Source organism: Stenotrophomonas sp. YJH_SMC_94-11 (genome assembly GCF_059370435.1).
The window spans coordinates 210,319-222,780 of sequence record NZ_JCAFTR010000009.1; the positions used below are offsets into that span (position 1 = coordinate 210,319).

Sequence of the window (12,462 nt, forward strand, 5' to 3'; positions counted from 1 at the left end):
TCCCTTTAGACGCGACGCTTCTTCGGCGGACGGCACCCGTTGTGCGGGATGGGCGTCACGTCGATGATGTTGGTGATCTTGTAGCCGACGTTGTTCAGCGAACGCACGGCCGACTCACGGCCCGGACCCGGGCCCTTGATGCGAACTTCCAGCGACTTCACGCCGTAGTCCAGCGCAGCACGACCGGCCTTCTCAGCAGCCACCTGGGCAGCGAACGGGGTCGACTTGCGCGAACCGCGGAAGCCAGCGCCACCGGAGGTCGCCCACGACAGAGCGTTGCCCTGGCGGTCGGTGATGGTGACGATGGTGTTGTTGAACGAAGCGTGGACGTGGGCAACGCCGTCGGTGACGACGCGCTTGATCTTCTTCTTGGTCTTAGCAGCGGGCTTAGCCATTTCTCAGTCCCTTACTTCTTGATCGCCTTGCGCGGACCCTTGCGGGTGCGGGCGTTGGTACGGGTGCGCTGGCCACGCAGCGGGAGGCCACGACGGTGACGCAGGCCGCGGTAGCAGCCCAGGTCCATCAGGCGCTTGATCGCGATGCCGATCTCACGGCGCAGATCGCCTTCCACGATGTACTTGCCGACTTCGGCGCGCAGGCGCTCGATTTCCGGCTCCGACAGATCGCGGATCTTGGTGGTCGAAGCAACGCCTGCGACTTCGCAGACCTTCTTCGAACGGGTACGGCCGATGCCGTAAATGCTTTGCAACCCGACCCAGACGTGCTTCTGGGCTGGCAGGTTGACGCCTGCAATACGCGCCATGACGCGGTTCTCCAGCTGAGTGATGGCCGACAGCGCGCCTCGGGCACGCCAATCCGGCAGGATGGATCAAAAAAGTGAACTAGCGATACTAACAAGGTTCCGGTTTACATGGAAGCCCGTGAAACCATTGGTTTCATGAACCCGGCCTGGGGAGTGTGCCCAGGCTCCGGCGCCGGATGGGGTTGGACCTGGGGTTTCCCCCGGGGCCGCCCGCGCTACTCCAGCGCGGGACCACCTCATCACACCCCCACCCGGAACCGCTGCGGGGGCCGCCCTTCGTTTGTGTGGCCGGAGTCCGCGAAGCGGAGGGACCATCACGTCAGGAAGACGAAAGTATAACAGGCCTATCAGCCGCGGGCAAAACCGCCGCGGTTGCCGCCCTTCAGGTTGGCCTTCTTCAGCAGGCTCTCGTACTGGTGGGACATCAGGTGTGCCTGCACCTGGGCGATGAAGTCCATCACCACCACCACCACGATCAGCAGCGACGTGCCACCGAAGTAGAACGAGGCATTCAGCTGCGTGCGCATCAGTTCCGGCAGCAGGCAGACGATCACCAGGTAGGCCGAGCCGGCCGCGGTCAGGCGGGTCAGCACGCCGTCGATGTAGTCGGCGGTGGCCTTGCCCGGACGGATGCCCGGAATCAAAGCGCCCGACTTCTTCAGGTTGTCGGCGGTTTCCTGCGAATTGAACACCAGCGCGGTATAGAAGAACGCGAAACCGGTGATCAGCGCAGCGAACACGATCATGTGCAGCGGCTCGCCCGGGCCCAGGGCATTGGCGACCTTCTGCAGGACCTGGCCGAAGCTGCTCTGGTTGGCAGCCTGGCCGGACCACATGGCCAGGGTGGCCGGGAAGGCCAGCAGGCTCGAGGCGAAGATCGCCGGGATGACGCCGGCCATGTTGAGCTTCAGCGGCAGGAACGAGGTCTGGTTCATGTACGCGTTGCGACCGCCCTGGCGGCGCGCGTAATTGACCGTGATCCGGCGCTGGCCACGCTCCACGAACACCACGAAGAAGGTGAAGGCGAGTACGACGATGGCGATCAGCAGGAGCTGGATGAACTGGATGTTGCCGTCGCGGTAGGCGTCGAAGGTGTGGATGACCGCACCCGGCAGACCGGCGACGATACCGGCGAAGATGATCAGCGACACGCCGTTGCCGATACCGCGTTCGGTGACCTGCTCACCGACCCACATCAGGAACATGGTGCCGGCAGTCAGTGCGACCACCGCCGTGAGCACGAAGCCCATGCCGGGGGCGTACACGACCGGAGCGCCCGACGGCGAAACCTGGCCCTGCAGGGCCAGTGCGATCGAACCGCCCTGCACCACTGCCAGCAGCACGGCGCCGATGCGCGAATACTGGGTGATCTTGCGGCGGCCGGACTCACCTTCCTTCTGCATCGCCTTCAGGGCGGGGAAGATGTGCACGGCCAGCTGCATCACGATCGATGCCGAGATGTACGGCATCACGTTCAGCGCAAAGATGCTGAAACGGTGCAGGGCGCCGCCCGAGAACATGTTGAACATGTCCACGATGCCGCCGCCCTGCTGTTGCATCATGGCAAGCATGGCATCGGGATTGACGCCCGGCACCGGCACGTAGCAGCCGATGCGATAGACGATCAAAGCCCCGACGACGAACAGCAAACGTTGGCGAAGTTCAGTGAACTTGCCCATTCCGCCCGCGAGGTTACCGATGCCAGCTTGCGCCATGATTTTCTTACTCCGTTACGCTGCCGCCGGCAGCTTCGATCGCAGCCTTGGCACCAGCCGTGGCAGCAATACCCTTCAGGGTGAACGCCTTGGTCACTTCGCCCTTGACGACGACCTTGGCCTTCTTGGCAGTGCTCGGGACCAGCTTGGCAGCACGCAGGGCGGCGAAGTCGATCTCACCGGCCGGCAGCTTGTCCAGCGCGTACAGCAGCACTTCAGCGGTGTCCTTGGCGATCGGCGAACGGAAGCCGATCTTCGGCAGACGACGCTGCATGGGGGTCTGGCCGCCTTCGAAGCCAGCCTTGATCTTGCCGCCACCCTTGCGGGCGAACGAACCCTTGTGGCCGCGGCCGGCAGTCTTGCCCAGGCCCGAGCCGATACCGCGGCCGACGCGGGTGCGCTCGGTGCGGGCGCCCGGTGCCGGGCTCAGTTCATTGAGACGCAGAGTCATGGTCGATTACTCCTCAACCTGGACGAGGTACTGAACCTTGTTGATCAGGCCGCGCACCTGCGGGCTGTCCTTCAGTTCACGCACATCGTTGAGCTTGTTCAGGCCCAGGGCACGCACCGACAAGCGGTGACGCGACTGGGTGCCACGCAGGCCACGCACCAGGCGGACCTTCACAGTCTTGTTGGACTCATTAGCCATGGTTGAGTTCCTCCACCTTCTTGCCACGCTTGGCCGCGATGCGGGCCGGCGACTGCGCAGCAGTCAGGCCCTTCACGGTGGCGCGCACCAGATTGATCGGGTTGCGCGAACCGGTGGCCTTGGCCAGCACGTTCTTCACGCCAACGGCTTCCAGCACGGCGCGCATCGCACCGCCGGCGATGACGCCAGTACCTTCCGAAGCCGGCTGCATGAACACGCGGGCTGCGCCGTGACCATCCTTGATGGTGTGCCACAGGGTGCCGTTGTTCAGGTCAACGCTGACCAGGTTCTTGCGGGCCTGTTCCATCGACTTCTGGATGGCGACCGGCACTTCGCGGGCCTTGCCATAACCGAAACCGACCTTGCCTTCGCCGTCGCCGACCACGGTCAGGGCGGTGAAGGTGAACTGGCGGCCACCCTTGACGGTCTTGCTGACGCGGTTGACCGCGACCAGCTTTTCGATCATGCCGTCGTCGATCTTCTCTTCGCGGTTACGGTCGCGATCGCGACCCCGCTGCTGACGCTCTTCTGCCATGTTGATTCCTTGGTTGTTTGGGTATGTACGGCTCGAGGCCGCTTATGGTTGTGAAGTGACGCGTTGTTCCGGTGGACCGCTGCAGAAGAGCGGCGCCGTCCAGCCTCACTCAGGCTGGCGAGCAGGCAGGCAGGAGGCCATCGGCCCCCTGCCCTTGTCCCTTAGAACTGCAGGCCGGCTTCGCGGGCGGCTTCTGCCAGGGCCTTGATGCGGCCGTGGTAGCGGTAGCCCGAACGATCGAAGGCAACCTTCTCGATGCCGGCGGCCTTGGCGCGCTCGGCAACGATGCGGCCGACCTTGGCAGCGGCATCGGCGTTCTTGCCGTTCTTCAGGCCTTCCTTGACGTCGGTCTGGGTGGTGTTGGCGGCAGCCAGCACCTTCGAACCGTCAGCGGTGAAGACCTGGGCGTACAGGTGCTGGCCGGTGCGCAGCACCGACAGGCGGGCGACGCCGAGCTCACGGATGTGGGCACGGGTCGACTTGGCGCGACGCAGGCGGGCGATGTTCTTGTTCATGATGTGTTTTCCTTGAAAGCGGAAGCGCCTAATTAGGCCTTCTTGGCTTCCTTACGGATGATGACTTCGTCGGAGTACTTCACGCCCTTGCCCTTGTACGGCTCCGGCTTGCGGAACGCACGGATCTTGGCGGCGACTTCACCGACGACCTGCTTGTCAGCGCCCTGGACCAGGATCTCGGTCTGGGTCGGGGTGGAGATGGTGATGCCTTCCGGCGCCACGAACACGACCGGATGCGAGAAACCGAGCGACAGGCTCAGGTCCTTGCCCTGCATGGCAGCACGGTAACCCACGCCGACCAGCTCCAGCTTGCGCTCGAAGCCTTCGGACACGCCCTTGACCATGTTGGCCAGGATCGCGCGCACGGTACCGGTCAGCGCGACCAGGTCGGCGTTCTCGGTGCTCAGGGTGGCAACGCCGCTGTCGACGTTGATGGCAATACCGGCCGGCTTGACCAGCGACAGGGTGCCCTTCGGGCCCTTGACGGTGACGCTTTCCGACTGGACGTTCAGTTCGACCTTACCCAGGGTGACGGGCTTCTTGGCTACGCGGGACATAGTTCTACTCCTTTCGCCTTAGGCCACGAAGCACAGGACTTCGCCGCCGACGCCCAGCTGGCGCGCCTGCGCATCAGTCATGATGCCCTTGGAGGTGGAAATGATGGAGATGCCCAGGCCATTCATGACCTTCGGCAGCTCGCTCTTGCCGCGGTACTGGCGCAGGCCCGAACGCGAGAAGCGCTTCAGGGTCGCGATGACCGGCTTGCCTTCGAAATACTTCAGCACGATTTCCAGCTCGGCCTTGTTGTTTTCCAGCTGGGTCACGCGCAGGTCGGTGATGTAACCCTCGTCCTTCAGGACCTGGGCGATCGCAACCTTGATCTTGGACGACGGGGCTTTCACCGTCTGCTTGCCAACCGCAGCCGCATTCTTGATGCGGACCAGCAGGTCGGCGATGGGATCAGTCATGCTCATATGAGTACCTTTGAGTGCACCGATATCCGCTTTCGCGAAAATCTGTTGTCTCCTGGAAACGGGCCAGGTCCCTTGATGCAGCGGGCCGGGGCCCACTCCTACAACCCCGTTTGCGCAGGGCAAGACGCGGGAGTATACGCCAAAAGAGCCCGACTTGCGCCGGGCTCTTCGGGTTTTTTCGCAGAAAGGAAGCTGAACGCCTCCCTCCCCGGTTCAGAAGCCCCCGAGGGGGCTCCTGATCGCAGGGCCGGCTGGAATTACCAGCTGGCCTTGCGCAGGCCCGGGACGTCGCCACGCATGGTGGCTTCGCGCAGCTTGTTGCGGCCGAGGCCGAACTTGCTGTACACGCCACGCGGACGACCCGACAGCTCGCAACGGTTGCGCTGGCGGCTCGGCGACGAATCGCGCGGCAGCTTGGCCAGCTTGGTTGCGGCGTCGATCTTCTCTTCGTAGGTCGCGTCCACGGAGGACACGATCTTCTTCAGAGCTGCACGCTTCTCAGCGTACTTCTTGGCCAGCTTTTCCCGCTTGATGTCGCGGTTGACCATGGAGGTCTTTGCCATTTCGGTTTCCTCGACAGATCAGTTACGGAACGGGAACTTGAACGCTGCCAGCAGCGCCTTCGCTTCCGCGTCGGTCTTCGCAGTGGTGGTGATGGCGATATCCATACCGCGGATCGCGTCGACGGCGTCGAAGTCGATTTCCGGGAAGATGATCTGTTCCTTCACACCCATGTTGAAGTTGCCGCGGCCGTCAAAGGAACGACCGGAAACACCACGGAAGTCGCGCACGCGCGGCAGCGAGATGTTGATCAGGCGGTCCAGGAACTCGTACATCTTGTGGCGACGCAGCGTGGTCTTGCAGCCGATCGGCCAACCATCACGGATCTTGAACGACGCAACCGAGATACGCGACTTGGTGACAACCGGCTTCTGGCCGGAAATCTTGGTCATGTCCGCGACGGCATTTTCCAGGATCTTCTTGTTGGTGGCAGCCTCGCCGACACCCATGTTCAGGGTGACCTTGACGAGCTTCGGTACTTCCATCGGATTGGTGTAGCCGAACTGCTTCATCAGCGCCGGCACCACTTCTTCCTTGTAGATCTTTTCGAGACGGGAAGTCATCTTCACATTCCTCAGGCGTCGAGCGCCTCACCGCTGGAGCGGAACACACGCAGTTTGCGTCCATCCTCCAGCACCTTGAAGCCAACGCGTTCGCCCTTGCCCGAAGCCGGGTTCAGCACGTTCACGTTGGAGATATGGATCGAAGCTTCGCGCTCGACCACGCCGCCGGCAACACCTGCCTGCGGGTTCGGCTTGGTGTGGCGCTTGACGATGTTCACGTTGGCGACGACCACGCGGTCGCCGTCGACGCGGACGACTTCGCCCTGCTTGCCCTTGTCCTTGCCAGCGTTGACGACAACCTGGTCGCCCTTCTTGATACGGTTAGCCATGATTATCTCCTGTCGCTCACAGCACTTCGGGAGCGAGCGAGACGATCTTCATGAACTTCTCCGAACGAAGTTCACGGGTCACCGGCCCGAAGATACGGGTACCGATCGGCTCCTGCTTGTTGTTCAGCAGGACGGCAGCGTTGCCGTCGAAGCGGATCAGCGAACCGTCGGCGCGACGCACACCCTTGCGGGTACGCACCACGACGGCGTCATACACTTCACCCTTCTTGACCTTGCCGCGCGGAATCGCATCCTTCACGGTGACCTTGATGATGTCGCCGATACCGGCGTAACGGCGCTTGGAACCACCCAGCACCTTGAAGCACATCACCTGCTTGGCACCCGAATTGTCCGCGACGTCAAGGTAGCTCTGCATCTGGATCATGATTCAGACTCCTTATTCAGCCGCACGCGTGATGACTTCCACCACGCGCCAGTTCTTGGTCTTGGACATCGGAGCAATCTCGGTCACGCGGACGACGTCGCCTTCCTTGCAGGCGTTGTCGGCATCGTGGGCGTGCAGCTTGGTCGAGCGCTTGATGTACTTGCCGTACAGCGCGTGCTTGACCTGACGCTCAACCAGGACGGTAACCGTCTTGTCCATCTTGTTGCTGACGACACGGCCTTCGACCGTGCGCAGCGTCTTCTTTTCAGTATTGTCGCTCATAGCGGCCATCCTTACTTCGTGCTGCCGAGCAGGGTCTTGACGCGAGCAATCTCGCGACGGACCCGGCGAATGTCGTGGGTCTTCGGCAGCTGGCCGGTGACCTGCTGCATACGGACAGAGAACTGTTCCTTACGCAGGTCGATCAGGTGGGCCTTGAGTTCGTCAGCCGACTTTTCACGGAGAGTTTTGATATCCATCAGCGCACCGTACGGGTCACGAAAGTGGTGGTGACCGAGAGCTTGGCGGCGGCCAGGCGGAACGCCTCGCGAGCCACTTCCTCGGAAACACCCTCGATTTCATAGATCATGCGGCCGGGCTGGATCTGGGCCACCCAGTATTCCACGTTACCCTTACCCGAACCCATTCGGACTTCGATGGGCTTCTTGGTGATGGGCTTGTCGGGGAACACGCGGATCCACATCTTGCCGCCGCGCTTGACGTAGCGGCTGATCGAGCGGCGGGCCGCTTCGATCTGGCGCGCGGTCAGCTGACCGTGTGCGGTTGCCTTCAGGCCGTATTCGCCGAAGCTGACAGCGTTGGCGCTCCAGCTCAGGCCATCGTTACGGCCCTTGTGTACCTTGCGGTACTTGGTTCGCTTGGGTTGCAACATTGTCGTTACCTCGCTTCACGGGCCGGGCGCTGACGATCACCGCGGTCGCCGCGATCGTGACGATCGTTGCGCGACGGGGTGTCGTCCTGCTTTTCCTGGCCAACCTGGGAGAAATCGAAGACCTCGCCCTTGTAGATCCAGACCTTGATGCCGATGATGCCGTAGGTCGTCTTGGCTTCAGCGAAGCCATAGTCGATGTCGGCACGCAGGGTGTGCAGCGGCACGCGGCCTTCGCGGTACCACTCCGAACGGGCGATTTCTGCACCGTTGAGGCGGCCACCGACGTTGACCTTGATGCCCAGGGCACCCAGGCGCATCGCGTTGCCGACCGAGCGCTTCATTGCACGGCGGAACATGATGCGACGCTCCAGCTGCTGGGCGATCGACTCGGCAACGAGCTGCGCGTCCAGTTCCGGCTTGCGCACTTCGGTGACGTTGATGTGCGCCGGGACGCCCATCATCTCGCTCACTTCCTTGCGCAGCTTCTCGATGTCCTCACCGCGCTTGCCGATCACCACGCCCGGACGGGCGGTGTGGATCGTCACGCGAGCGGTCTTGGCCGGACGCTCGATCAGGATCTTGCTGATGCCGGCCTGAGCCAGCTTCTTGCGCAGCATGTCGCGCACTTTCAGGTCGGCTGCCAGGTAACCGGCGAACTCGGCCTTGTTGGCGTACCACTTGGAGTTCCAGTCCTTGGAAATGCCGAGGCGGATACCAATCGGATGAACTTTATGACCCATGGTCTTTTCCTTATCCGCTTACTTGGCGGCGCCCACAACCACAGTGATGTGGCTGGTGCGCTTGAGGATGCGGGTACCGCGGCCTTTCGCCCGCGCCATGAAACGCTTCAGGGTCGGACCTTCATCAACCATGATGGTCTGAACCTTCAGCTCGTCGACGTCGGCGCCCTGGTTGTTCTCGGCGTTGGCAATTGCCGACTCCACCACCTTCTTGATCAGGTGGGCAGCCTTCTTGTCCGAGAACTTCAGCAGGTTGACCGCACGTTCGGCCGGCAGACCGCGCACCTGGTCAGCGACCAGACGAGCCTTCTGCGGGGAGATGCGCGCAGTGCGCAGGATGGCTTTCGCTTCCATTGTCATCTCTCCTTACTTGCCCGACTTCTTGTCACCACCGTGACCCTTGAAGGTCCGGGTGATGGCAAATTCGCCGAGCTTGTGGCCGACCATGTTCTCGTTGACGAGAACCGGGATGTGGTTCTTGCCGTTATGCACGGCAATGGTGATGCCTACCATGTCAGGCAGGATCATCGAACGGCGCGACCAGGTCTTGATCGGCTTCTTGCTGCCCGCAGCGGCCTCCACCTTCTTGACGAGGTGGTGATCGACGAACGGGCCCTTCTTGAGTGAACGTGCCATGGTCGATTAGCCCCTACGATCGCGGACGATGAACTGCTGAGTGCGCTTGTTATGGCGCGTCTTGTAACCCTTGGTCGGGACACCCCACGGGGTGACCGGATGCGGGTTACCCTGGCCGGCCTTGGCCTCACCACCACCGTGCGGGTGGTCAACCGGGTTCATGGCAGCACCACGAACGGTCGGGCGGACGCCGCGCCAACGCTTGGCACCGGCCTTGCCCAGCTTTTCCAGGCTGTGCTCGTCGTTGCCGACTTCGCCGATGGTGGCGCAGCACTCGACCGGAACCTTGCGCATTTCACCCGAGCGCAGGCGCAGGGTGGCGTAGATGCCTTCACGAGCCACCAGCTGCACGGCCGCACCAGCGGCGCGAGCGATCTGAGCGCCCTTGCCCGGCTTCAGTTCGATGCAGTGGATGGTGGTACCGACCGGGATGTTGCGCAGCGGCAGGGTATTGCCGGCCTTGATCGGGGCGTCCGAACCAGCGATCACCTGATCACCAGCCTTCAGGCCCTTCGGGGCGATGATGTAGCGACGCTCACCGTCGACGTAGCACAGCAGAGCGATGTGGGCGGTGCGGTTCGGATCGTATTCGATGCGTTCCACGCGCGCCGGGATGCCCAGCTTGTTGCGCTTGAAGTCGATGATGCGGTAGTGCTGCTTGGCACCACCACCGACGTGACGCACGGTGATGCGACCGTGGTGGTTACGACCACCCGAGCGGCTCTGCGACTCGACCAGCGCGGCGTGCGGAGCACCCTTGTGCAGGTCGGGGGTGACCACGCGCACGGCCGAACGGCGGCCGGGGGAGGTGGGCTTGAATTTCATCAATGGCATGGGATGTACCTCAGGCCTTGGCCGTTACATCGATCGACTGGCCGTCGGCCAGGCGAACGTACGCCTTGCGCCAATCGCCGCGGCGGCCAGCACGGTTACGGAAGGACTTGTTCTTGCCCTTGACGTTGACCACGTTGACGGCTTCGACCTTGACGTCGAACAGCTGCTCAACCGCGGCCTTTACATCGGCCTTGGTGGCTTCGTTCGAAACTTCGAAGACATACTGATTGGAGAGTTCCTGCAGGCGCGCGGTCTTTTCCGAGACACGCGGGGCACGCAGCACGCTGAAGATTTTTTCGTTGCTGTTCATGCCAGCCACTCCTCGACCTTCTTGACCGCGTCAGCGGTGATGACGACCGTGTCGGCACCCACCAGCGAGACCGGGTCCAGACCCTGCACGTCACGCACCTGCACGTACGGCAGATTGCGGGCGGACAGGTACAGGTGCTCGGACGCTTCCTCGGTGACGATCAGCGGGCGCTTGCCCACTTCCAGGCCGGCCAGCTTGGCGATCAGACCCTTCGTGCTGGTGGCTTCGACGTCGAAGGCCTCCACGATGGTCAGACGGCCCTGACGGTTCAGCTCGGACAGGATCGCGCACATGGCGGCACGGTACTGCTTGCGATTGACCTTCTGCTCGAAGCTGCGCGGCTTGGCCGCGAAGGTGACACCGCCGCCGACGAAGATCGGAGCCGTCAGTGCGCCATGACGCGCGCCGCCGCCCTTCTGCTTCTTCGACTTCTTGGTGGTACCAGCCACTTCGGAGCGAGTCTTCTGTGCCTTGGTGCCGGCGCGACCGGCGTTGCGGTAAGCAACGACGACCTGGTGGACCAGATCTTCGCTGAAATCGCGACCGAACACGGCTTCGGAGACCGAGACCTTGTTGTTGCTACCCGTGATAACGAGTTCCATCGTCATCTCTCCTTATGCCTTGCTCGCCGGACGGACGATCACATCGCCACCCGCCGCGCCCGGAACGGCGCCGCGAACCGCGATCAGACCGCGCTCGACGTCGACCTTGACCACTTCCAGGTTCTGGGTGCTCTGCTGCACCGCGCCCATGTGGCCCGACATCTTCTTGCCCGGGAAAACGCGACCCGGGGTCTGGCGCTGACCCAGCGAACCCGGCGCGCGATGCGACAGCGAGTTACCGTGGGTTGCATCGCCCATACGGAAGTTGTGGCGCTTGATGGTGCCCTGGAAGCCCTTACCCTTGGTGACACCCTGGACGTCGACGATCTGGCCGACTTCGAAGATGTCCGCCTTGACTTCGCCGCCAACGGCGAAATCGCCGAGCTGCGCGTCTTCAACGCGGAATTCCCACAGGCCACGACCCGCTTCCACCTTCGCCTTGGCGAAGTGGCCGGCTTCCGGCTTGTTGACCAGGGCAGCGCGACGCGCGCCGACGGTCACCTGCACGGCGCTGTAGCCGTCGGTTTCGACGGTCTTGATCTGCGCGATGCGGTTCGGGGTTGCTTCGATCAGGGTCACCGGGATGGAGCGGCCATCTTCAGTGAACACGCGGCTCATGCCGGCCTTGCGGCCCACGAAGCCCAACGAATACTTCTTCGTCATGGTCGTAGTCCTCAGGTCAGCTTGATCTGAACGTCGACGCCGGCAGCCAGTTCGAGCTTCATCAGCGCGTCCACGGTCTTGTCATTCGGGTCAACGATATCGAGCACGCGCTTGTGCGTGCGGGTCTCGTACTGGTCACGCGCGTCCTTGTCGACGTGCGGGGAAACGAGAACGGTGTAACGCTCGATCTTGGTCGGCAGCGGGATCGGGCCACGCACTTGCGCGCCGGTCCGCTTTGCCGTTTCAACGATCTCGCTGGCCGAACGGTCGATCAGACGATGATCGAACGCTTTCAGCCGGATCCGGATCTTTTGGTCCGCCATGGCGGTAGGTTCCTTCGTTAAAAGAGCGACAGACAAAGCCTCTGGGTTGCTTTGTCCCATGAAATTCCTGAATACGGACGGCCCGCAGTCCTGCAGGCCGCCAAGGTCAATCCATGGACCTCAAAAACGTAGGCAGACCAGTTACCCGGCCTGCCCAGACGTAGAAGCATAATGGCACGCAAGGCAGCTGTCAACAGTCGCCTGTTGACGCCGCCTGAATGGCATTGACCCTTCCTGGTCCGGGGAACACAAGGCACATCCTATGCCTGCTTTCCCATTTGATACGCCCCGATGCCCTACCCAGGCAACATCGGGGCGCTGATACTACCAGATTACTCGATGATCTTCGAGACCACGCCGGCGCCGACGGTACGGCCGCCTTCGCGGATGGCGAAGCGCAGACCTTCGTCCATGGCCACCGGGTTGATCAGGGTGACTTCCATCTTGACGTTGTCACCCGGCATCACCATTTC

General features: G+C 62.5%; 25 protein-coding genes. All 25 read right to left on the minus strand.

Features of this window, described 5'->3' with window-relative positions:
* Positions 1-5: 5 nt before the first annotated feature.
* A complete protein-coding gene (gene rpsK, locus AC5P74_RS16400; RefSeq protein WP_004145443.1) occupies positions 6-395 on the minus strand; it encodes a 30S ribosomal protein S11 in 390 nt (129 codons plus the stop codon).
* An 11-nt stretch (positions 396-406) separates the two neighbouring features.
* Positions 407-763 (minus strand): 30S ribosomal protein S13, encoded by a 357-nt coding sequence (gene rpsM / locus AC5P74_RS16405; RefSeq protein WP_004154500.1) that lies wholly within the window; start codon positions 761-763, stop codon positions 407-409.
* 347 nt (positions 764-1,110) lie between these two features.
* Positions 1,111-2,478: a preprotein translocase subunit SecY gene (gene secY / locus AC5P74_RS16410; RefSeq protein ID WP_005415420.1), complete on the minus strand. Its 1,368-nt coding sequence runs from the start codon at positions 2,476-2,478 to the stop codon at positions 1,111-1,113.
* A 7-nt stretch (positions 2,479-2,485) separates the two neighbouring features.
* On the minus strand, positions 2,486-2,929 hold the full coding sequence (rplO, locus tag AC5P74_RS16415) for a 50S ribosomal protein L15 (RefSeq protein WP_004154498.1): 444 nt from the start codon (positions 2,927-2,929) through the stop codon (positions 2,486-2,488).
* 6 nt (positions 2,930-2,935) lie between these two features.
* Positions 2,936-3,127, minus strand: coding sequence for a 50S ribosomal protein L30 (rpmD, locus tag AC5P74_RS16420; RefSeq protein ID WP_005408214.1), 192 nt, complete (start codon positions 3,125-3,127; stop codon positions 2,936-2,938).
* On the minus strand, positions 3,120-3,662 hold the full coding sequence (rpsE, locus tag AC5P74_RS16425) for a 30S ribosomal protein S5 (protein ID WP_005415419.1): 543 nt from the start codon (positions 3,660-3,662) through the stop codon (positions 3,120-3,122). Before rpsE ends, rpmD begins: the two co-directional genes overlap by 8 nt.
* A 161-nt stretch (positions 3,663-3,823) precedes the next feature.
* On the minus strand, positions 3,824-4,177 hold the full coding sequence (rplR, locus tag AC5P74_RS16430) for a 50S ribosomal protein L18 (RefSeq protein ID WP_004154495.1): 354 nt from the start codon (positions 4,175-4,177) through the stop codon (positions 3,824-3,826).
* Between the two features lie 32 nt (positions 4,178-4,209).
* Positions 4,210-4,734: a 50S ribosomal protein L6 gene (gene rplF / locus AC5P74_RS16435; RefSeq protein WP_053500143.1), complete on the minus strand. Its 525-nt coding sequence runs from the start codon at positions 4,732-4,734 to the stop codon at positions 4,210-4,212.
* Between the two features lie 18 nt (positions 4,735-4,752).
* Positions 4,753-5,151: a 30S ribosomal protein S8 gene (gene rpsH / locus AC5P74_RS16440; protein WP_005415417.1), complete on the minus strand. Its 399-nt coding sequence runs from the start codon at positions 5,149-5,151 to the stop codon at positions 4,753-4,755.
* A gap of 257 nt (positions 5,152-5,408) precedes the next feature.
* Complete coding sequence (rpsN, locus tag AC5P74_RS16445) at positions 5,409-5,714, minus strand: 30S ribosomal protein S14 (protein WP_005408209.1); 306 nt, start codon at positions 5,712-5,714, stop codon at positions 5,409-5,411.
* Between the two features lie 18 nt (positions 5,715-5,732).
* Positions 5,733-6,275: a 50S ribosomal protein L5 gene (rplE, locus tag AC5P74_RS16450; RefSeq protein WP_005415416.1), complete on the minus strand. Its 543-nt coding sequence runs from the start codon at positions 6,273-6,275 to the stop codon at positions 5,733-5,735.
* 11 nt (positions 6,276-6,286) lie between these two features.
* The gene (gene rplX / locus AC5P74_RS16455) at positions 6,287-6,604 is read right to left on the minus strand and encodes a 50S ribosomal protein L24 (RefSeq protein WP_004154490.1); all 318 of its coding nucleotides are present in this window, start codon (positions 6,602-6,604) and stop codon (positions 6,287-6,289) included.
* Positions 6,605-6,620: 16 nt separating this feature from the next.
* On the minus strand, positions 6,621-6,989 hold the full coding sequence (rplN, locus tag AC5P74_RS16460) for a 50S ribosomal protein L14 (protein WP_010483978.1): 369 nt from the start codon (positions 6,987-6,989) through the stop codon (positions 6,621-6,623).
* Positions 6,990-7,001: 12 nt separating this feature from the next.
* Complete coding sequence (rpsQ, locus tag AC5P74_RS16465) at positions 7,002-7,271, minus strand: 30S ribosomal protein S17 (protein ID WP_004154489.1); 270 nt, start codon at positions 7,269-7,271, stop codon at positions 7,002-7,004.
* Positions 7,272-7,282: 11 nt separating this feature from the next.
* Positions 7,283-7,468 carry a 50S ribosomal protein L29 gene (gene rpmC, locus AC5P74_RS16470; protein ID WP_004154487.1) on the minus strand — a complete coding sequence of 62 codons (186 nt, stop codon included), beginning with the start codon at positions 7,466-7,468 and terminating at the stop codon, positions 7,283-7,285.
* Entirely contained in the window at positions 7,468-7,881 is a 414-nt protein-coding gene (gene rplP, locus AC5P74_RS16475) for a 50S ribosomal protein L16 (RefSeq protein WP_004154486.1), read from the minus strand. The genes rpmC and rplP overlap by 1 nt, the downstream gene beginning before the upstream one ends.
* Positions 7,882-7,886: 5 nt before the next feature.
* Entirely contained in the window at positions 7,887-8,621 is a 735-nt protein-coding gene (gene rpsC, locus AC5P74_RS16480; RefSeq protein WP_005415414.1) for a 30S ribosomal protein S3, read from the minus strand.
* Between the two features lie 18 nt (positions 8,622-8,639).
* Positions 8,640-8,975, minus strand: coding sequence for a 50S ribosomal protein L22 (rplV, locus tag AC5P74_RS16485; RefSeq protein ID WP_004145348.1), 336 nt, complete (start codon positions 8,973-8,975; stop codon positions 8,640-8,642).
* Positions 8,976-8,987: 12 nt separating this feature from the next.
* Entirely contained in the window at positions 8,988-9,257 is a 270-nt protein-coding gene (gene rpsS, locus AC5P74_RS16490; RefSeq protein ID WP_005415413.1) for a 30S ribosomal protein S19, read from the minus strand.
* Between the two features lie 6 nt (positions 9,258-9,263).
* Positions 9,264-10,091: a 50S ribosomal protein L2 gene (rplB, locus tag AC5P74_RS16495; protein WP_004145339.1), complete on the minus strand. Its 828-nt coding sequence runs from the start codon at positions 10,089-10,091 to the stop codon at positions 9,264-9,266.
* A 10-nt stretch (positions 10,092-10,101) separates the two neighbouring features.
* Positions 10,102-10,401: a 50S ribosomal protein L23 gene (gene rplW, locus AC5P74_RS16500; RefSeq protein WP_004145338.1), complete on the minus strand. Its 300-nt coding sequence runs from the start codon at positions 10,399-10,401 to the stop codon at positions 10,102-10,104.
* Entirely contained in the window at positions 10,398-11,003 is a 606-nt protein-coding gene (gene rplD / locus AC5P74_RS16505; protein WP_005415412.1) for a 50S ribosomal protein L4, read from the minus strand. The genes rplW and rplD overlap by 4 nt, the downstream gene beginning before the upstream one ends.
* A gap of 12 nt (positions 11,004-11,015) precedes the next feature.
* Complete coding sequence (rplC, locus tag AC5P74_RS16510) at positions 11,016-11,666, minus strand: 50S ribosomal protein L3 (protein ID WP_004145336.1); 651 nt, start codon at positions 11,664-11,666, stop codon at positions 11,016-11,018.
* Positions 11,667-11,677: 11 nt separating this feature from the next.
* Entirely contained in the window at positions 11,678-11,989 is a 312-nt protein-coding gene (rpsJ, locus tag AC5P74_RS16515; protein WP_005408208.1) for a 30S ribosomal protein S10, read from the minus strand.
* Positions 11,990-12,321: 332 nt separating this feature from the next.
* Positions 12,322-12,462, minus strand: a 141-nt coding sequence (locus AC5P74_RS16520; RefSeq protein ID WP_495204990.1) for an EF-Tu C-terminal domain-related protein, incomplete at its 5' end; no start/stop codon positions are given.